18 protein-coding genes are annotated in these 20,413 nt (G+C 53.0%); all 18 read right to left on the bottom strand.

Annotated elements, in window-relative coordinates:
- The coding region (glmS, locus tag PSSD_RS22110) for a glutamine--fructose-6-phosphate transaminase (isomerizing) (RefSeq protein ID WP_058973698.1) at positions 1–1,802 on the bottom strand (1,802 nt) is incomplete at its 3' end.
- 244 nt (positions 1,803–2,046) lie between these two features.
- Positions 2,047–3,417: a bifunctional UDP-N-acetylglucosamine diphosphorylase/glucosamine-1-phosphate N-acetyltransferase GlmU gene (gene glmU, locus PSSD_RS22115; protein ID WP_058973699.1), complete on the bottom strand. Its 1,371-nt coding sequence runs from the start codon at positions 3,415–3,417 to the stop codon at positions 2,047–2,049.
- Positions 3,418–3,687: 270 nt separating this feature from the next.
- On the bottom strand, positions 3,688–4,107 hold the full coding sequence (locus PSSD_RS22120; RefSeq protein ID WP_034830038.1) for a F0F1 ATP synthase subunit epsilon: 420 nt from the start codon (positions 4,105–4,107) through the stop codon (positions 3,688–3,690).
- Positions 4,108–4,131: 24 nt separating this feature from the next.
- A complete protein-coding gene (gene atpD / locus PSSD_RS22125) occupies positions 4,132–5,529 on the bottom strand; it encodes a F0F1 ATP synthase subunit beta (RefSeq protein ID WP_039333004.1) in 1,398 nt (465 codons plus the stop codon).
- 63 nt (positions 5,530–5,592) lie between these two features.
- Positions 5,593–6,459 (bottom strand): F0F1 ATP synthase subunit gamma, encoded by an 867-nt coding sequence (gene atpG, locus PSSD_RS22130; protein ID WP_039333002.1) that lies wholly within the window; start codon positions 6,457–6,459, stop codon positions 5,593–5,595.
- Positions 6,460–6,511: 52 nt separating this feature from the next.
- On the bottom strand, positions 6,512–8,053 hold the full coding sequence (atpA, locus tag PSSD_RS22135) for a F0F1 ATP synthase subunit alpha (RefSeq protein WP_039333000.1): 1,542 nt from the start codon (positions 8,051–8,053) through the stop codon (positions 6,512–6,514).
- 14 nt (positions 8,054–8,067) lie between these two features.
- A complete protein-coding gene (gene atpH / locus PSSD_RS22140) occupies positions 8,068–8,601 on the bottom strand; it encodes a F0F1 ATP synthase subunit delta (protein ID WP_039332998.1) in 534 nt (177 codons plus the stop codon).
- Positions 8,602–8,615: 14 nt separating this feature from the next.
- Complete coding sequence (gene atpF, locus PSSD_RS22145) at positions 8,616–9,086, bottom strand: F0F1 ATP synthase subunit B (RefSeq protein WP_007893603.1); 471 nt, start codon at positions 9,084–9,086, stop codon at positions 8,616–8,618.
- Positions 9,087–9,193: 107 nt separating this feature from the next.
- A complete protein-coding gene (atpE, locus tag PSSD_RS22150) occupies positions 9,194–9,433 on the bottom strand; it encodes a F0F1 ATP synthase subunit C (protein WP_003849523.1) in 240 nt (79 codons plus the stop codon).
- Between the two features lie 50 nt (positions 9,434–9,483).
- Positions 9,484–10,302: a F0F1 ATP synthase subunit A gene (atpB, locus tag PSSD_RS22155; RefSeq protein WP_039332979.1), complete on the bottom strand. Its 819-nt coding sequence runs from the start codon at positions 10,300–10,302 to the stop codon at positions 9,484–9,486.
- Between the two features lie 8 nt (positions 10,303–10,310).
- The gene (atpI, locus tag PSSD_RS22160; RefSeq protein WP_039332977.1) at positions 10,311–10,691 is read right to left on the bottom strand and encodes a F0F1 ATP synthase subunit I; all 381 of its coding nucleotides are present in this window, start codon (positions 10,689–10,691) and stop codon (positions 10,311–10,313) included.
- Positions 10,692–11,403: 712 nt separating this feature from the next.
- Positions 11,404–12,021, bottom strand: a complete 618-nt coding sequence (rsmG, locus tag PSSD_RS22165) for a 16S rRNA (guanine(527)-N(7))-methyltransferase RsmG (RefSeq protein ID WP_058973700.1) — start codon at positions 12,019–12,021, stop codon at positions 11,404–11,406.
- Between the two features lie 47 nt (positions 12,022–12,068).
- Positions 12,069–13,958 (bottom strand): tRNA uridine-5-carboxymethylaminomethyl(34) synthesis enzyme MnmG, encoded by a 1,890-nt coding sequence (mnmG, locus tag PSSD_RS22170; protein WP_058973701.1) that lies wholly within the window; start codon positions 13,956–13,958, stop codon positions 12,069–12,071.
- Positions 13,959–14,398: 440 nt separating this feature from the next.
- A complete protein-coding gene (mioC, locus tag PSSD_RS22175; protein WP_039332970.1) occupies positions 14,399–14,839 on the bottom strand; it encodes an FMN-binding protein MioC in 441 nt (146 codons plus the stop codon).
- Between the two features lie 154 nt (positions 14,840–14,993).
- Entirely contained in the window at positions 14,994–15,455 is a 462-nt protein-coding gene (gene asnC / locus PSSD_RS22180) for a transcriptional regulator AsnC (RefSeq protein WP_034830053.1), read from the bottom strand.
- Between the two features lie 108 nt (positions 15,456–15,563).
- A complete protein-coding gene (gene ovoA, locus PSSD_RS22185; protein ID WP_058973702.1) occupies positions 15,564–17,690 on the bottom strand; it encodes a 5-histidylcysteine sulfoxide synthase in 2,127 nt (708 codons plus the stop codon).
- A 66-nt stretch (positions 17,691–17,756) separates the two neighbouring features.
- A complete protein-coding gene (gene viaA / locus PSSD_RS22190) occupies positions 17,757–19,217 on the bottom strand; it encodes an ATPase RavA stimulator ViaA (RefSeq protein ID WP_058973703.1) in 1,461 nt (486 codons plus the stop codon).
- The coding region (gene ravA / locus PSSD_RS22195) for an ATPase RavA (RefSeq protein ID WP_058973704.1) at positions 19,214–20,413 on the bottom strand (1,200 nt) is incomplete at its 5' end. The genes viaA and ravA, both read right to left, overlap by 4 nt.

Consider the following 20,413-nt stretch of genomic DNA (forward strand, 5'->3'; position numbering starts at 1 on the left):
TTACGCGGCTGGTCAACGTCGGTGCCTTTGATCAGCGCAACATGATATGAAAGCAGCTGCAAAGGAACGGTATAGAAGATCGGTGCAATCACTTCTTCAACGTGCGGCAGAGAGATAATTTTCATGCCATCACTGTCCGTAAAGCCGGCATCCTGATCGGCAAACACATACAGCAGACCGCCGCGTGCGCGTACCTCTTCAATGTTGGATTTCAGCTTCTCCAGCAGCTCGTTATTCGGTGCAACGACGATCACCGGCATATCGGCATCAATCAGCGCCAGCGGGCCGTGTTTCAGCTCTCCGGCCGCGTAGGCTTCAGCATGAATATAGGAGATCTCTTTCAGCTTCAGCGCGCCTTCCATGGCGATTGGGTACTGATCGCCACGGCCAAGGAACAGCGCGTGATGCTTGTCGGAGAATCCTTCAGCCAAGCTCTCAATCACCTTATCCTGTGCCAGCATCTGCTCGATGCGGCTCGGCAATGCCTGCAGCGCATGCACAATCTCATGCTCGGTTTGCGGCTTCATGCCGTGCAGTCGGCCAAGTTTCGCCACCAGCATCAGCAACACTGCCAGCTGCGTGGTAAATGCTTTGGTCGAGGCGACACCGATTTCAGTACCGGCTTTGGTCATCAGCGCCAGATCCGATTCACGCACCAGTGAAGAACCGGCAACGTTACAGATAGCCAGCGAGCCAAGATAACCCAACTCTTTTGACAGGCGCAGGGCAGCCAGCGTGTCAGCCGTCTCACCCGATTGCGACAGGGTGATCAGCAGGCTGTTTTTACGCACGGCGGATTTGCGGTAGCGGAATTCAGAGGCGATCTCTACATCGCAAGGGATGTTGGCCAGCGACTCGAACCAGTAGCGTGACACCATCCCAGAGTTATATGAGGTGCCGCAGGCGATAATCTGGATGTGCTCAACCTGGCTCAGCAACGCTTCGGCATTGGCACCCAGTTCGCTGAGATCGATTTGCCCGTGATTAAAACGACCGGTGATGGTGTTTTTAATCGCGTTTGGCTGCTCGTAGATCTCTTTCTGCATGTAGTGGCGATAGGCGCCTTTATCACCGGCATCGTACTGCGCAGTGGATTCGATTTCCGCGCGTTTCGCGGGTTTACCATGACGATCGATAATGGTGACTTCACGACGGGTAATCTCGGCGATATCGCCCTCTTCCAGATACATAAAGCGGCGAGTCACCGGCAGCAGGGCCAGCTGATCGGAAGCGATAAAGTTTTCACCCACGCCGCGGCCAATCACCAGCGGGCTACCGGAACGGGCGGCAACCAGCACGGAGGGATCGCGGCTGTCCATGATCACCATGCCATAAGCGCCACGCAGTTGCGGGATAACGCGCAACACTACTTCGCGCAGTGTGCCGCCCTGCTTTTGCTCCCAGTGCACCAGATGCGCGACCACTTCGGTATCGGTTTCTGAAGCGAAGCTATAGCCACGTTCGATCATCAGGGCGCGCAGTGGCTCATGGTTCTCAATGATGCCGTTATGCACAATGATGATGTGCTCAGAGATATGCGGATGCGCATTGGCTTCTGACGGCTCGCCGTGTGTTGCCCAACGCGTGTGCGCGATACCGGTACCGCCAATCAGCGGTTGCTGTTCAGCCGCTTCTGCCAGATTCGCCACTTTACCCAGACGACGCAGACGCGTCATATGGCCTTGACGGTCAACCACTGCCAGACCAGCAGAGTCATAACCGCGATATTCAAGACGACGCAGACCTTCCAGCAGAATTTCTGCGATGTCACGCTGCGCTACTGCACCAACAATTCCACACATAATAATTTCCTGACTTCATGGCTTTCGGCCATTGCGTTGTCTTTTGACCTGATTGTTCCCCGAGCCTTGTAGAGAGTTGGGGATATACCCTTCATACTTCGAGTTGCAGGTGCGTTGGCTGCGAGCGCTCACCCCGGTCACTTACTCATGTAAGCTCCAGGGGATTCACGCTCTTGCCGCCTTGCTGCAGCTTGAATTATTTTGGGTATTTTTTTCGGGCCGATCTTTGCCGACCCTTTTAAATTTATTTTTTCTTAACCGGGCGCTGCCAGCCCGATTTTTGGTTCTGTTCTTTGCGGTTGTAGACCAGATCATCCGCTAACACGTCTTTCATGACGGTGGTGCCCGCTGCAATAGTCGCGCCCGCCGCCACCGTGACCGGTGCCACCAGCTGAGTATCGGAACCCACAAACACGTTGTCGCCGATAATGGTTTTCGATTTGTTCGCGCCATCGTAGTTACAGGTGATGGTACCCGCGCCGATATTCACGCCCGCACCGATCTCTGCGTCACCGAGATAAGAAAGATGGCCCGCTTTAGAGCCTTTGCCCAAGGTGGCTTTTTTCATCTCAACGAAATTGCCGACGTGTGCCTCTTCCGCCAACTCGCTGCCAGGACGCAGACGCGCAAAGGGTCCAACCGTACAAGCGGTGGCCAGCGTGGCATCTTCAATAACGGAATAGGGGCTGATTTCACAATCATCTCCAATTACGCTGTTTTTGATGATGCACCCAGCGCCTATCTTGACGCGGTTGCCCAGCGTGACACGGCCTTCAATGATGACGTTGGTATCGATCTCCACATCACGACCATGTTGCAGGGTGCCGCGCAGATCGAAACGAGCTGGATCGCGCAGCATCACGCCCGCCAGCAGCAGTTTTTCTGCCTGCTCACTTTGGTAGGCGCGTTCAAGCGTCGCCAGTTGCAGGCGGTTGTTCACGCCATCGGTTTCACTGATACGAGCCGGATGGACGGCATTGATCACGCGACCTTCATGGTGCGCCATCGCAATGATATCGGTGATGTAGAATTCACCCTGCGCATTATTGTTATCGAGCTTGGCCAACCAGCGCTTGAGATCCCTGCCACTGGCAATCAGGATGCCGGTGTTGATCTCAGGGATTTTCAGCTGCTCGGGTGAGGCATCTTTCTGCTCGACAATTCCGGTGACGGTGCCGTTTTCACGCACGATGCGGCCATAACCGGTTGGATTATCCAGCACCACCGTCAGCAGACCAATGCCGCCTTCCGGCTTAGCCTCGCGCAGGCGCTGCAATGTCGGCTGGGAGATCAGCGGCACATCGCCATACAGCATCAGGATATCTTCGTCATCGGCAAAGAACGGTGCCGCCTGCTGCATCGCATGGCCCGTACCGAGTTGCTCTGCCTGCAGTACCCAGTTCAGGCTGTTGTGTGCCAGCTTCTCTTGTAGCAGATCGCCACCGTGGCCATAGACCAGATGCACATGCTGAGCGCCAAGGCCGGTTGCTGCATCGATCACGTGCTGAACCATCGGTTTACCTGCCAGGGTATGCAACACTTTTGGCAGATCGGAATACATTCGGGTGCCTTTGCCAGCGGCCAGGATCACCACACTCATTGCGCTTGTAGACATAACTATCCAGACTCAATTTATCTTTCGAAAGTGTAAGGTTTACCTCTGAGATTACTACATTTTTCTCGGGGCGAAATTAGCGGATAAAGATGAAAGGGGCGAGACCGTGCGGGTGGCCGCCATAAAGGGCAATCCGGCAACGCTGTTACACGACTTTAGTGGGGTTAAATGCCCGAGCCGAAACTTACTCAGTGCAATTTGTCGTGCGGCGCAGCGGGCAAAAAAAATGCCAGCCCAATGGGCCGGCATTTCATGACGCATAAAGCCTGATTACATCGCTTTTTTGGTCAGCTCGATTACACGCAGTTTTGCGATAGCTTTCGCCAGTTCCGCAGAAGCCTGAGCATAGTCCACGTCGCCGTGGCTGCTGTTCATGTGCTCTTCTGCTTTACGTTTCGCTTCCAGCGCGCGCGCTTCGTCAAGGTCTTCACCGCGAATCGCAGTGTCGGCCAGAACGGTCGTGCTACCCGGCTGTACTTCCAGCACGCCGCCAGAGAGGTAGATATACTCCTCTTCGCCGTGCTGTTTCACGATGCGAATCATACCAGGCTTGATGGCTGTCAGCAGCGGGGCGTGGCCAGGGTAAATACCCAGCTCACCTTCGCTACCTGACACCTGGATACGCTCTACCAGACCGGAGAACATTTGCTGCTCCGCGCTGACAACGTCCAGATGATAAGTCATAGCCATACTCTTCCTCCTGGGAAACCGTTATTACAGTTTCTTCGCTTTTTCTACAGCTTCGTCGATAGCGCCGACCATGTAGAACGCCTGCTCTGGCAGGTGGTCGAATTCGCCTTCCATGATGCCTTTGAAGCCACGAATAGTGTCTTTCAGGGTCACGTACTTACCTGGAGAACCGGTGAAGACTTCAGCAACGAAGAACGGCTGAGACAGGAAGCGCTGAATCTTACGCGCACGTGCCACCAACAGTTTGTCTTCTTCAGACAGCTCGTCCATACCCAAGATGGCGATGATGTCTTTCAGTTCCTGGTAACGCTGCAGCAGAGACTGCACGCCACGCGCAACATCATAGTGCTCCTGACCCACGATCAGTGGATCCAGCTGACGGCTGGTTGAATCCAGCGGGTCAACGGCTGGGTAGATACCCAGAGAGGCGATCTGACGGCTCAGCGTAACGGTTGAGTCCAGGTGAGCAAAGGTGGTTGCTGGTGACGGGTCAGTCAAGTCATCCGCAGGAACGTAAACGGCCTGTACAGAGGTGATTGAACCGGTCTTAGTGGAGGTAATACGCTCCTGCAACACACCCATCTCTTCTGCCAGTGTTGGCTGGTAGCCTACCGCAGATGGCATACGACCCAGCAGTGCTGATACTTCAGTACCGGCCAGGGTGTAACGATAGATGTTGTCGATGAACAGCAGAACGTCACGGCCTTCATCACGGAATTTTTCCGCCATGGTCAAGCCGGTCAGTGCTACGCGCAGACGGTTACCCGGCGGCTCGTTCATCTGGCCATACACCAGCGCTACTTTATCGATAACGTTGGAGTCAGTCATTTCGTGGTAGAAGTCGTTACCCTCACGAGTACGCTCACCCACACCAGCAAATACCGAATAACCTGAGTGCTCAGCCGCGATGTTACGGATCAGCTCCATCATGTTTACGGTTTTACCTACACCCGCACCACCGAACAGACCGACTTTACCGCCCTTAGCGAACGGACACATCAGGTCGATAACCTTGATGCCGGTTTCCAGCAGCTCTTGCGAGTTAGACTGATCTTCATAAGAAGGCGCAGCACGGTGAATAGAGGAAACCTCTACAGTGGTGCCGTCTTCATTCTGCAGGTCGCCTTTCATGTCGATTGGTTCACCCAATACGTTCATGATACGGCCGAGGGTTGCTTTACCAACCGGTACCTGGATCGGTTTTTTCAGGTCGGTTACTTGCAGGCCGCGCTTCAGGCCATCAGAAGTACCCATGGCGATGGTACGCACCACGCCACCACCCAGCTGCTGCTGAACTTCCAGCACCAGACGAGCGTCACCATTTTGAACCTCAAGAGCGCTATATACCTGCGGTACTGCGTCCTGAGGGAATTCGACGTCAACTACGGCGCCGATAATCTGGACAATCTTTCCAGCTGCCATCTTGAATCCTCTACCTAATACGAGAATATCCGGCCGCGCTCGCGCGACAGGATATATGCCTGGTTAAACCGCGGAGGCTCCCGAGACGATCTCGGTAAGTTCCTGGGTGATGCTGGCCTGACGAGCTTTGTTGTAAACCAACTGCAGCTCTTTGATCAGGTTTCCGCCGTTATCGGTTGCAGCTTTCATTGCCACCATACGTGCGGCCTGCTCACTGGCCAGGTTTTCCACCACACCCTGATAAACCTGCGATTCGACATAACGGCGCAGCAGAGTATCCAGCAGCGCTTTCGGATCGGGTTCGTACAGGTAATCCCAGGTCTTCGCCTTCATCTCTTCTTCACCTTCCGCTGGCGGTAACGGCAGCAGTTGGGTAATGGTCGGAGTCTGAGACATGGTGTTATTAAACTTGTTGCCGACGATATACAGCTTGTCGATGCGACCTTCATCATAGGCCTGCAACATCACTTTTACTGGGCCGATAAGATCAGACAGTGCAGGCTTATCGCCCATACCAGTGACCTGTGCCACGATGTTGCCACCAACAGAGCCGAAGAATGAATTGCCTTTAGAACCGATAATGGCCAGATCGCTCTGTACACCTTTATCCGTCCAGCTCTTCATATCTGCCAGCAATTTTTTGAACAGGTTAATGTTCAAACCACCACAAAGCCCGCGGTCAGTCGAAACGACCAGGTAGCCGACGCGCTTAACGTCACGCTCATCCAGGTAAGGGTGCTTGTATTCCAGATTACCCAAGGCAAGGTGACCAATCACTTTGCGCATAGTATCTGCATACGGACGGCTGGCCGCCATGCGTTCCTGCGTTTTACGCATTTTGGAGGCGGCGACCATTTCCATCGCTTTGGTGATCTTCTGCGTATTTTTTACGCTTCCAATCTTGGTACGTATTTCTTTTGCACCGGCCATTAGCTTCTCCTCAAAGCCTTGCGGCCTGCCTTTTCAGACAAGCCGCCAGACATTACCAGGACTGGGTTGCTTTAAACGTTTCGAGGAGGCCTTTCAGCTTCTCTTCGATTTCGTTATTAAAGTTGCCCGCTTGGTTGATTTCAGCCATCAGCTCAGCGTGATCGCGATCCGCGAACGCCAGCAGAGCGGCTTCGAAGCTACCGATTTTCGCCAGTTCAACGTCGTTCAGGAAGCCGCGCTCAGCAGCAAACAGCACCAGACCCTGTTGCGCGACAGACATCGGCGCATACTGTTTCTGTTTCAGCAGCTCGGTCACTTTCTGACCGTGACTCAGCTGTTTACGCGTTGCATCGTCCAGATCAGATGCGAACTGAGAGAACGCAGCCAGTTCACGATACTGTGCCAGAGCGGTACGGATACCACCGGACAGTTTCTTGATGATCTTGGTCTGTGCAGCACCACCAACACGGGATACAGAGATACCCGGGTTAACGGCCGGACGAATACCGGAGTTGAACAGGTTTGATTCCAGGAAGATCTGACCATCGGTAATCGAGATTACGTTAGTCGGAACGAACGCAGAAACGTCACCCGCTTGGGTTTCAATGATCGGCAATGCGGTCAGAGAACCGGTCTGGCCTTTCACCGCACCGTTAGTGAAACGCTCAACGTAGTCAGCGCTCACGCGTGATGCACGCTCCAGCAGACGAGAGTGGAGATAGAACACGTCGCCTGGGAATGCTTCACGGCCTGGTGGACGGCGCAGCAGCAGAGAAATCTGACGGTAAGCAACAGCCTGCTTAGACAGGTCATCGTACACGATCAGTGCATCTTCACCGCGGTCACGGAAGTATTCACCCATTGCGCAACCGGCGTATGGCGCCAGGTATTGCAGTGCAGCGGATTCAGAAGCAGAAGCAACAACCACGATGGTGTTAGACAGCGCACCGTGCTCTTCCAGCTTACGTACCACGTTAGAAATGGTTGACGCTTTCTGACCAATCGCAACGTAGACACACTTGATGCCTGAATCGCGCTGGTTGATGATGGCGTCGATTGCCATTGCGGTTTTACCGGTCTGACGGTCACCGATGATCAGCTCACGCTGGCCACGGCCGATTGGAATCATCGCATCGACAGATTTGTAACCGGTCTGAACAGGCTGGTCTACTGACTGACGGTCGATAACGCCCGGTGCAATCACTTCAACAGGCGAGAAGCCGTCGTTGTCGATTGCGCCTTTACCGTCGATCGGTGCACCCAGGGTGTTCACCACACGGCCCAGCAGGCCACGGCCAACTGGAACTTCAAGAATACGACCAGTACATTTAACCTTCATGCCTTCGGCGAGGTCAGCGTACGGGCCCATCACTACTGCACCAACCGAGTCACGCTCGAGGTTCAGTGCGATAGCGTAACGGTTACCCGGCAGGGCAATCATCTCACCCTGCATCACATCGGCCAGGCCGTGCACGCGGATGATACCGTCACTTACAGAAACAATAGTACCTTCGTTGTGAGCTTCGCTCACTACATTGAACTGAGCAATGCGCTGCTTGATCAGTTCGCTGATTTCGGTGGAATTCAGTTGCATATGCTCCAGTCCCCTTAAGACTGCAAGACGTCTGCCAGACGATCAAGACGGCCGCGTACGCTACCATCAATGACCAGGTCACCCGCACGGATAACCACACCTGCCATTACAGACTTGTCAATTTTGCAATTCAGCTTAACTTTGCGTGACAGACGTTTTTCCATCGCGGCGCTGATTTTCGTCAGCTGGCTGTCACTCAGGGTACTGGCAGAAATCACATCAACTTCGGCGGTCGCTTCATAAGCGTCGCGCAGTTGAATGTACTGTTCCAGTACCGCTGGAAGTGCTGTCAAACGTCCGTTTTCCGCCATCACCTTAATCAGGTTCTGAGCGGGTTCATCAAGTTGATCGCCACACACTGCATTGAAAGATGCAGACAAAGCTTCCGGCGCGATTGCACCGGAAAGAAGATCTGCCATCTGTTCGTTGCGAGCCACTTCTGCGGCAAACGCCAGCATAGTCTGCCAGCGATCGATGCTTTGATGCTCAACAGCAAAGTCAAAAGCTGCTTTGGCGTAGGGGCGAGCTACAGTAATCAGATCAGACATCAGCCCCTCCCTCCTTACAGTTCAGCGACCAGTTTATCAACGATGTCGCTGTTAGCAGCTTCATCCACGGAACGTTCGATGATTTTCTCGGCGCCAGCTAATGCCAGCAACGCGACTTGCTTACGCAGCTCTTCACGGGCACGTGAACGCTCGGCATCAATTTCTGCCTGCGCTTGTGCCACGATGCGGTTACGTTCAGTCTCAGCTTCGGTTTTCGCTTCGTCCAGAATCTGGGCACGGCGTTTGTTCGCCTGCTCGATAATGACTTGAGCGTCTTCTTTCGCTTTCTTCAGCTGGTCGGTCGCATTGGCCTGCGCGAGATCTAAATCTTTCTTCGCGCGCTCAGCAGAAGCAAGGCCTTCAGCAATTTCTTTCTGGCGCTTTTCGATGGCAGCCATAATCGGCGGCCATACGTACTTCATGCAGAACGCGACAAACAGAATGAACGCGATGGCCTGGCCGAGGATTGTTGCATTAATGTTCACAGCACAATGCCTCTTATTAAGTTAACTTGCTCTGCCGCTATCAGCGATAGACGGCAGAATCCGTTCCTCATCACACCGGGTGCCATGAGTGAACAAGGCTACCAGGTTTAGGCGACCGCAAACATCACGTAGAGACCCAGACCTACAGCGATCATTGGGATTGCATCCACCAGACCCATTACAACAAAGAACTGCGTACGCAGCAGAGGAATCAGATCCGGCTGACGCGCTGCGCCTTCCAGGAATTTGCCCCCGAGGATGCCGATACCGATCGCAGCACCGATTGCCGCCAGGCCCATCATCACAGCGGCAGCCATGTACAGCAGATCCATATTCAGGTTTTCCATGACAGTCTCCAGTTTGTTTCAGTTAAAAGCTTAGTGTTGAGATAAAAAAATCAATGTTCTTCAGATGCCATCGACAGATAGACAATCGTGAGGACCATGAAAATGAAAGCCTGCAGCGAAATGATCAGGATGTGGAAAATGGCCCATGGCACATTCAACACCCACTGCGACCACCACGGCAGCAAGCCGGCAATCAGGATAAAGATCAGCTCACCCGCATACATGTTGCCGAACAGTCGCAGACCGAGTGAAACCGGTTTAGACAGCAGGCTAACACCTTCGAGAATCAGGTTGATTGGGATGAAGATCGGGTGATTAAAAGGCTGCAGCGTCAGTTCTTTGGTGAAGCCGCCAATGCCTTTCATTTTGATGCTGTAGAACAGAATCAAAATAAAGACGCCCAACGCCATAGACAGCGTGATGTTCACATCTGCAGACGGCACAACGCGCAGCGCTGGCAGGCCTAAATAGTGCTCACCGATAAACGGCAGCAGGTCGATAGGCAGCAGATCCATGAAGTTCATCAGGAAGACCCAGACAAAAATCGTCAGAGCCAGCGGGGCGATAAGTTTGCTTTTGCCGTGGTACATGTCGCGCACGTTGTTATCAACGAAACCGACAACCAGCTCGATAGCCGCTTGTAATTTCCCTGGAACACCGCTGGTGGCGCTTTTTGCCACTTTACGGAACAACACCAGGAAAATCAGTCCCAGTACCACAGAGAAAAACATGGAATCGATATTTAATACCCAGAACGTCGCAGGAGCGTCGTGCGGATTCACCAACTCGAAAGTACGCAGGTCCAACTGAAGGTTATTCAGGTGGTGACCTATGTATTCTTGCGGAGTAGAGATTTCTCCAGCAGCCATGATGCCTCTTACCCTTTGTTGTTAATTACAGCCGGCGCGACGATCTGCACCACCAGCACCGATAACCAAGTGATTGCGAGTGGCCAGAAGACCGCTCCAAACACACCTAACGCCACCATGAGAAGAATGACCGTCGTGAACACCTTCAACACTTCACCAAGGGCGAAGCTCCAGGCCACACGACCTTTGGCAGGCGTTTGATCCTGCAGGCGCCAGGCTAAAAACATAAACAACACATTCGGCAGCCAGGCTGCCGCTCCACCCGCGATGGCGGAGGCGCCCCAGGTGACATCTTTCAGAGTAAAGAGTGCGCCGATAATGACAAAAGTCACCAGCTGGATGACCAGCACGGTCCGGGCTAATTTCACACTGTAAAGTGACACTGACATGGCGTTGAACTCTCCTGCCCCGAACGGGGTATGTCGCGTGTCGTATAAGACTGCCTTTACTCATTTGAGTCAAGCAGCAAAAGCCGTGCAAATTATACGGGCGCCACCTGCGATTTCAATCGGTAAGTAGCGAAAAGGTGAACAATTATTTAAATTTCTTTCTGGAGGGCTATTTTTCAAAACATCACCTTCCGCGATGACTCGGTCAAAAGTCTGAAATTGCCGTGATTGCTTGCTTTTAAAGCGTGCTTTAGATCACATTATAAGCAAGACACCAGCGGTTTAATTTGTATTAAACGTGAATTTTAAGATTTCAAAGCCTGTCAATATTGTTCTAATTCATCAAGATAGAATAATCCATCCAACATCACGCTATGATTTACGATAAAAACACTCTATTGACATCAAAGGCCGCAATAAAACGTAAAACTGATATTACGCACGCCGATTTATTGCAGAGTTATATTTTCACGCGTGACTATTTGGCCAGGTAAATACAGGCAATAAAGTGATCTATCTGATAATGAAATGTGAATTATTCGTTAAATGTAACAAGCTTTTTCAGATAATTTCCGTGGCGGATGTTAACGGCTATCCCCTGCCCTACCGAAAAAAAGCTTTTGACTGAAAGTGTTTAAATGCTGTTTTTTTATTCAGCCGGTTTTCGAAGACAAAGGGTACTGATTGTCCTAAATCCGCACCCTTTTTAAGGCTATTGGCATTTAATCACCACCAGATGGCGCTCACCATCCAGTTCAGGTACGCGCAGCGACTCGATTTTCTCGACCGTAAAGCCCGCAGGTAAGGCCGCTATTTCATCATCAGGACGCACACCCTTCAACGCGTAGAAGTAACCTGAAGGGCCCGGCAGATGGTGACACCAGATCAGCATATCTTCCAGCGAAGCAAACGCCCTACTGATCACGCCATCAAACGGTGGCTCAGCGGGGAACTCCTCCACACGGCTCTGTACAGGGGTGATGTTAGTAAGCCCTAACTCATGCTGCACCTGACGCAGGAAACGGATTCGCTTGCCTAAGCTATCCAGTAAGGTGAAATGCGCTTGCGGGCGCACAATGGCCAAAGGAATACCCGGTAATCCTGGCCCCGTTCCCACATCAATAAAGCGCTCACCCTGTAAATGCGGTTCGACCACCACGCTGTCGAGAATATGGCGCACCAGCATCTGCTGCGGGTCGCGCACCGATGTCAGGTTGTAGGCTTTGTTCCACTTATGCAGCAACTCAACGTAGCCAACCAGCTGCTGTTTTTGTTGATCGGTAAGGGAAATGTTTGCTGCAGCAAGCAGCTGGGAGAGTTTGTTAATCACAAGGATAATTCCATTAACGGGGGCGAGTCATCTCGCCCCGAAGTCTGTCAGGCGCTTTTACGCAACAGGCCCTGTTTTTTCAGGTAGATCAGCAAAATGGAGATGGCCGCTGGTGTGATACCTGAAATGCGCGAAGCCTGACCAATTGAGGTTGGCTTATGATCGTTCAGTTTCGCGATCACTTCATTCGACAGGCCATTGACCTGACGATAATCGAGATCGACTGGCAGCAAGGTGTTTTCATTGCGCTGCTGGCGATCAATCTCTTCCTGCTGGCGCGCAATATAGCCTTCGTACTTCACCTGAATCTCAACCTGCTCTGCCGCCTGAACGTCGGTCAGCGCCGGACCGTAGCTCGGTAACGTCATCAGTACATCGTAGGTCATTTCCGGACGACGAAGCAGGTCTTCACCGCTGGCCTCTTTGGTCAGTGGCGCGCTGATCACCGTATTCACTTCTGCCACGTTGTCAGATTTTGGGTGTACCCACAGATCGCGCAGTCGCTGGCGTTCTTGTTCAATCGTCTCCAGCTTCTGGTTGAAGCGTGCCCAACGCGCGTCATCAACTAAGCCCAGTTCACGGCCCGCCTCGGTCAGGCGCAGGTCGGCGTTATCTTCGCGCAGCATCAAGCGGTATTCCGCGCGCGAGGTGAACATGCGGTACGGCTCTTTGGTACCCAAGGTGCAAAGATCGTCGACCAACACGCCGAGGTAAGCCTGATCGCGGCGTGGCGCCCAGCCCTCTTTGTCTGCTGATGCACGTGCGGCGTTCAAGCCCGCCAGCAGACCTTGCGCTGCGGCCTCTTCATAACCGGTCGTGCCGTTGATTTGGCCGGCAAAGAACAAGCCGTGAATAAATTTGCTTTCCAGCGTCGGCTTCAAATCACGCGGATCGAAGAAATCGTACTCAATGGCGTAGCCAGGGCGCACGATCTTCGCATTCTCCAACCCTTTCATCGAGCGCACGATCTGCATCTGCACATCAAATGGCAGGCTGGTCGAGATACCGTTCGGATAGATTTCGTTGCTGGTCAGGCCTTCCGGCTCAAGGAAGATCTGATGGGCGTTACGATCGGCAAAGCGCATCACTTTGTCTTCGATCGATGGGCAGTAACGTGGGCCGATTCCTTCGATGATCCCGGCATACATCGGGCTACGATCGAGGTTGTTACGGATCACATCATGGGTCTGTTCGTTGGTGTAGGTGATCCAGCACGGTACTTGCTGTGGATGCTGAGAAACGTTGCCCATAAACGAGAACACCGGCATCGGTGTATCACCATGCTGAGGGGTCAGCACGGAAAAATCGATAGTACGCGCGTCAATACGCGGTGGCGTACCGGTTTTCAGGCGATTAACACGCAGCGGTAATGCACGCAGACGTTTAGCCAATGGGATGGATGGCGGGTCGCCTGCACGGCCACCGCTGTAATTATCCAGACCAATATGAATTTTGCCGTCGAGGAATGTTCCGACAGTCAGCACCACGCTCTTCGCCCGGAATTTTAATCCCATTTGCGTCACAGCACCGACCACCCGATCGTTCTCGACGATCAGATCATCAACCGCTTGCTGGAAGATCATCAGGTTCGGTTGGTTTTCCAGTGCCGTACGAACGGCCTGACGATACAGCACGCGGTCTGCCTGAGCACGTGTAGCACGTACCGCAGGACCTTTGCTCGCGTTTAGTATCCTAAACTGGATGCCGGCCTGGTCAATTGCTGTGGCCATCAAACCGCCTAAGGCATCCACTTCCTTCACCAGATGTCCCTTTCCGATACCACCGATCGCTGGGTTGCAGGACATTTGTCCAAGCGTATCAATGTTATGGGTGAGTAACAGCGTTTGCTGACCCATTCGGGCAGCGGCCATCGCGGCTTCTGTGCCCGCATGACCACCACCGATTACGATGACGTCAAAGGGTTCTGGATAAAACATGAAGTGGGTCCTCGTTAGTGTTCGGACAGGGATCGTTGCCCTGGGCGGTGGATTCTACTGAAATTCTGTCTGCTGCGAAAGCCGCGGGATCCTGCGGTTTAAAAGAAAGGATCTTTATTCTTTTATATGATCTCTCTGTTAGATCTCTTATTAGGATCGCACCGGGCTGTTGATAACCCAGAAAAGCCTATTTTTTACAGAGAATTAGAGAGGATCACTTGCTGTTAATGATCGGTGATCCTGATCCGTATAAGCTGGGATCAAACAGGCTACTTATACACAGATGAAAAAAGCATCATCGGTTGTTCTTGGGATAACTACCGGTTATACGCAAGATTAAGGCTATGTTATCCACAGTCAGTGGCATAAAAAAAGCATAAAACAGTGCATTAATCTGGGGATCGTTCTTTTTTCCCGATCCCCCACTCTCTGAGATCGTCTTAAATCTGGGTTTTCCAGGTGGTAACCCACACTTCTGCCGGATCTTCTGGAATCTCATGCTCCAGCACGTCGATCTCAAGGCGATCGCCAATGCGAGTGGCACCGAGTTGGTTTAACTGCTCTTCCAGCAGCTTGATAGCGCCGCAGAAAAGATCATATTCATGATTTCCGATACCCACTGCGCCATATCGGACGCCAGACAGATCCGGTTGTGTCTCTTGCAGTGCTTCATATAAAGGAAGCAAGTTGTCAGGCAGTTCCCCCGCACCGTGCGTCGAGGTGACAATCAGCCAAATTCCTTCCTGCGGCAGTTCATCCAGCTCTGGGCCATGCAGCACCTCGGTTGAGAAGCCCGCTTCCTGCAGTTTTTCTTCCAGATGTTCGGCAACATATTCGGCGCTGCCAAGGGTACTTCCACTGATTAAGGTAATATCGGCCATGATGATCTCCCGCACTAAAGGCGAGCATTGTACGCTGTGATCAAGCCGTGATCCACCTGTGGAAAACAGGGTTAATACCAGAAAGCATCAGGCGACAAGGCGCATCACGCGTGTGATCCGCCTGGGATAAGGTTGTGCACAATAAAAGGGGATTTTAAGGCTTAATGGTGCGCATGATCGGGTTTTGTAACGAGATCAGCGTTTCAGTGGACTGGATTTCATCAATGGTCTGGATCTTGTTGATCAGCACCTGTTGTAAGGCATCAATTGATCGGCACATCACCTTAATAAAGATGCTGTAGTGGCCGGTGGTGTACCAGGCTTCGACGACTTCATCCAGCGCTTCCAGTTTGCTCAGGGCGGCGGGATAATCACGCGCACTCTTCAAAATAATGCCGATAAAGCAGCACACATCAAAGCCAAGCTGACGCGGATCGATTTCCACGCGCGTGCCCAAAATAATTCCCGCTTGTCGCATTTTCTCGACGCGTACATGAATGGTGCCGGGGCTGACGTTGAACTGCTTGGCGAGTTCGGCATAAGCGGTGCGCGCGTTCTCAAGTAGTGCATTGAGAATGCCGCGATCAAGGTTATCCAGTTGCAGTTGTTCCGCCATCATCCATCCTCTTTGAGTTCTTCTTCTATGAACAGTGGAGAATGTGCAGCAAATTAGCAGTGCAGGCAAGATGCAGACCACGCGCGTGACGCAGTCTGCACGCTTTTTTTAACGCTTACGCCAGATTGTTAGCTGCGCTTGAGTATGTTGAAACTTACGCGCTGTCTCGCGGATAACGAAAGGCACATCCTGTGGCGTGCCCACTTCTTCGAACTTATCACGCAATAAACGCTGTAGAGCCTGGTAGGTTGTCAGTGCCTCGCCGTTCTCGCGGACGCCACCCAGCCAATTTTCTTTTGGCGTAAACTCTTCTAACCACGTGTAGGGCGAAGAGAGCACCAGCAGTCCGCCAGAACGGATCATAGGGGTAATGTCTTGCAGGAAACGTTGAGGTTGGCGCAGACGATCAATCAAGTTGGACGCCAATACCAGATCGTAACGATCCGGCTGAGGTTTAAGGTTACAGGCATCACCCTGCACAAACTGAATACGTTGTGCCTGCTCGCTGTCGAGGTTGAAATCTTTCAGGCGCACCTGACGATACTCCACCAGATCCCCCTCTTCCGGTACTACGTAGCGGAAATCTTCACCGGATGTTAGCTGTAGCGCCACATCAATGAAGCGCGCGGAATAATCCATACCCGTTACGGCATCAAAATGGCGCGCCAGCTCAAAACTGGCACGGCCGGTGGCGCAGCCGATATCCAACGCCTGACCGCGCACCGGGCAGTGTGGTAACAGTTTTTCCACCAGCGCCGCGGCATAATTAGGCACATCGTAATAGCTGGGACCGTACTGAAAATCGAGGTACTGCGACACCATGCTGTCAGTTTCATACGGATTGAGTGCCATGGTTTCCTGGTGTGAAGACACCACATAGCGGAAACCTGCATGCTGGAAGAAATGACGGCGGAACGCATAGCGCGCAGATTTCAACGCCTCGTTACCGGTGGAGATCCAACTGCCACCTTTAATCAGTGCATGTTTGCCATCAAAGGTCGGCGTAGAGAAATCATCGTACAGCGGATGAACCTTAAAGCCTTCAAATCCGTTGGTGGGTGTGGTGGTCCATTGCCAGACATTGCCGACGATGTCGTAAAATTCGCCCTGAGCAAAACCATCCACCGGATTGGAGGAGGCCCAGTACGCGAGATTGATATTGCCCGGTGCCTTATGCCAGTCAGGTTGGTCGCCGCTGACTTGTTCACGCAGTTGCGCCCATTCTGCTTCGCAAGGTAGCTGGATTGATTTGCCGGTTTCTTCCGCTAACCAGCGACAGAACGCAGCGGCTTCCAGTTGATTAACTTCAGCGGGCCAATCCCACGGCATGGTCACTTCTTCAGTCATCAAACGCAGTTTTAGCTGATCGGGTTGTGAAATATCACCAACCCAAAAGGTTGGCATCTGCGCGCCAGAAAATTCGCGCCAGCTCCAGCCTTCGTCATCCCACCAGCGGCGCTCGTTGTAGCCATTCGCCGCGATAAAACGGTAAAACTCGGCGTTGCTGACCAGCATCTTACTGGCTTTAAAGGGTTTGAGATCGACCACCTGGCTGCCGTATTCATTATCCCAACCGTAGGTGTCGTCCGTTTTTCCCTGCTGGACGTGACCACCGGGCATCGCGATCAGCGAATTAGCCGGAACCGAGCTGCGATCGTGTCGTGCCTGCGGGCAAACGGGCCAATGTGGCTGAGGTTTTACCCAGTCAATCGGCAACTGGCGGATTAGCACGCTGGAGGTTTCCAGGTGAATACGCTCGTGTTCGATGCCCATCAAAATCACCCATGCTGGGCTATCCCAGGTTATAGGCAGTTCCAGCGGCATCGTGCGAATGAACTCACTCACCAGGCTTTTCACTTTGCCACGATAATCGCGGACTTCTTCAATGGTTGGCCACGCATAATGGCTGTCGTTGAGGTCATCCCAGCTCATCTCATCCACGCCGATCGCCATCATCGCTTCGATGCGATCGTCTACGCGATCCTCCAGATAGCGCCCCGCCATGAGCTTATTCATATAGAAAGTGGCGGTGTGGCCAAAGTAGAAGATCAGTGGATGGCGCAAGGAGATGGCTTTATTGAAGAAGGCGCGATCGTCAGCCAGGCAATCAAACAGGCTTTCGTAGAGATCCCAGGTTTGGGTGAAATACGTCAGCAACTCGCTCCGTTTTTGTTCGGTGTTTTGACCGGAGAGCTGCAACGTGCGGGTGGGTGCAGGAAGTTGGGCGGTAGTCACAAAATGCTCCAGATGCTCAGTGTGCGAATTAATCACTATAGCAAATAAGCATTTCTGCCAGATGAATTAGCGTTTCCAGCGGCGCAGCAGGCGGCTTTTCAGGCCAGTATCAAAGCGCCAGATATGATCGAAGATGCGCAGAATACCCGGCTTACCGTGGAGCGACATCGCCACCGCATGAAAACGCTGTTGATGCTGGCGTTGACGTTGTTTGATGGTGTTAATCGTCTCATCAGGTAAACGTTGGGCGATAAAGTCTGACACGATCACCGCATCGGCTTCGTCCCAGACGGGGCCTTCCATGCGTTTCACCACTGCGGCGAGGCAGGCGGCGAGATCGGTGCCACCACGAAAACGTTGGCTGAGAAAACGGATAGCCTGCTCAATGCCGCTATCGGCCGTTAGCTCGTAGCCGATCACCTCATGGGCGAACAGCATGATATAGCAGCGGCGTTTATCGGCTAATGCCACTTTCAGCAGCGCCAGGCAGAAGGCTTTCGCACAGCGTTCATTGAATCCGCCCATGGAACCGGAGGTATCGACGCAGACGATAAAAGGCCCACGCGGTTGTTCTTCATGCTGCTGGTGGCTGACGGGACGCAGCGTGACTTTTTCGTGCCAGGCATCGCCTTGCAACTGATAAGTCAGCAGACGTTTCTCAACCAGGCGGCGATAGAACTCCAGCTCCAGTTCACTGATGCTCAGTGCCGCCAGTTCGGGCGGCAGCAGGCGCAGCACATCATCACTTTGGTGAATGCCACTCACTTCTTCCGGTACATTGTCTGGCTCACGTACCCACTGGTGAAATTCTTCCAGCGGGGCATCCTGAGAAGGTACCGATTTCGCCTCACGGCTGCGCCCCAACTGCTGCGCCAGTTTCATTAACTCCGGCTGCTGGGCGAGAAAATCGCCATATTGCACGATCAGCTCGTAATCACCGTGCTGCAGCGGCGCTTTGCTCATGTCCCATAAACGTCCGGCGGCGGCTTCGTCATCATCAGTCAGAATCGGTGCCAGTTGGCCGCTGATCGCCATTCGTTGTTGCAGTTCGGCCATCAGGCGTTCGCGCTGCTCTTCCAGGATGGTTTCGTTGAGTGTCAGAGTTTGCAGCGTCAGACTCAGACGCCAGCGTTGTAGAAACAACGTATGTTGCGCATTGCTCAGCTGCTCATTTTCATTGTGCAGCAGCAGTTTGCTGGCTTCTTCGATAAACGGCGATGGCAGGCTTTTGAGTTGCGAGATGATGTGGGGAAGCTGTTGGGTGAAATCCCGCGTACTGAGTAACTGCATTTGCTGGAACAGCTGGAACTCCTGCGCCAGCGCTTCGGGCACCGGCGTGGTTTTCATCTGTTCGGCGATTTCGCTGCGCCAGCGAGGCAGATCGCGCATCATTGCCTGCTTCAGGCTAGGGAATTTCTCAAAAAAAAGGGCCAGTTGGGGTGACGCGAGCAGCGCGATAATCAATTCTTCGATTAACTCTGTTTCGCCAATCGACAACAGCGCGCTCAGCGTCTCCAGTGAAATCATTTTTTCGCCTGTTTCAGCTGTTCCGCCACATCCTGCAAGCTGGTCTCGATGCGTGCCAGCCAGTCATCACTGATAAACAAGCAACGTTGATGTTGGCTAAACAGCGTGCGCTGTGCACGTAATTGCGCATCCAGCGCGTCATACTCTTCGACGATTTCCTGCGGTATTTCACTGCTGCTGCTGGCGCCGGGCAGCGTCAGGCGTGTTGATTGCAGGCTGACATCACGCAGTGTCAGGCAATGATGCGCATCCACCAGCAAATCAAGCGTTTGCCCGAAGCCAATGCCATTCAACTTGCCGCGAATTTCGCCACCTTTCATCAACCATTGATTCAGCGCTTCACGCGCAATCAGGACGTGCGTCACCTGCATATCGTGCAGCGTCAACGGTTGTTGCAGCATTAAGGTGAGCTGTTCATCGCCAATCGAAGCGGGCAATTCGTAATGCGGTTTACGGCTGAACATGCCGCTGTGTTTTTCCAGCGTCAATGCCTGTGCCACGCTCTGCTGCTGTTGCAACGCCAGGCGGCGAGCTTTGATTTGCTGGAGCTTATGCAACATCGGTTGCTGCTGCCACGCGTGTTGGGTCATCAGCGCGTCAATTTCGCGATCCAGCAGTTGCATCGACGCTACGTCATGCCACAGGCAATCCTTCAACAGGATGAGATCGATCGGGCCGATGCTCACGCGGCCGCTGTAAAACGCACTGGCCTGCAGCAGATGAATGGCTTTTTTCCAGCGACGGTCGGAGATGTAAGGCGCGCTGGGTAAATTCTCCAGTTGCTGACGCAGCTGATAAATCAGTTCAAAAACATGGTCGGGCAAGCTGACCTGGCTGATGCCTTTCTGCCACTGATGATACTCTTCATCGCTGATACGCAGCGCTTCCGTCACGGGATTATCGTTTTCATCCTGCTGGTGGGTCAGCATGCTGCGGAAGTTTTGCTTCTCATGCACGTTATCCAGCCACAGACGGATCAGCATACGGTCATACAACGCTTCCAGTCCGCTGTCGGTTTCGGGCAGTTCGTTAGAGGCGGTGACCAACAAGCGCATCGGGATTTTTTCTTCGCTGTCACCGTTGCGGAAGCGGCGCTCGTTGATGGCGGTCAGCAGCGTGTTCAAAATAGCCGGGCCGGCTTTCCAGATTTCATCGAGGAAAACAATCTCAGCATCTGGCAGGTAGCCTTTGGTCAA

It is taken from the genome of Type-D symbiont of Plautia stali (genome assembly GCF_001485335.1).
In the GTDB taxonomy this organism is placed as follows: domain Bacteria; phylum Pseudomonadota; class Gammaproteobacteria; order Enterobacterales; family Enterobacteriaceae; genus Pantoea; species Pantoea vagans_C.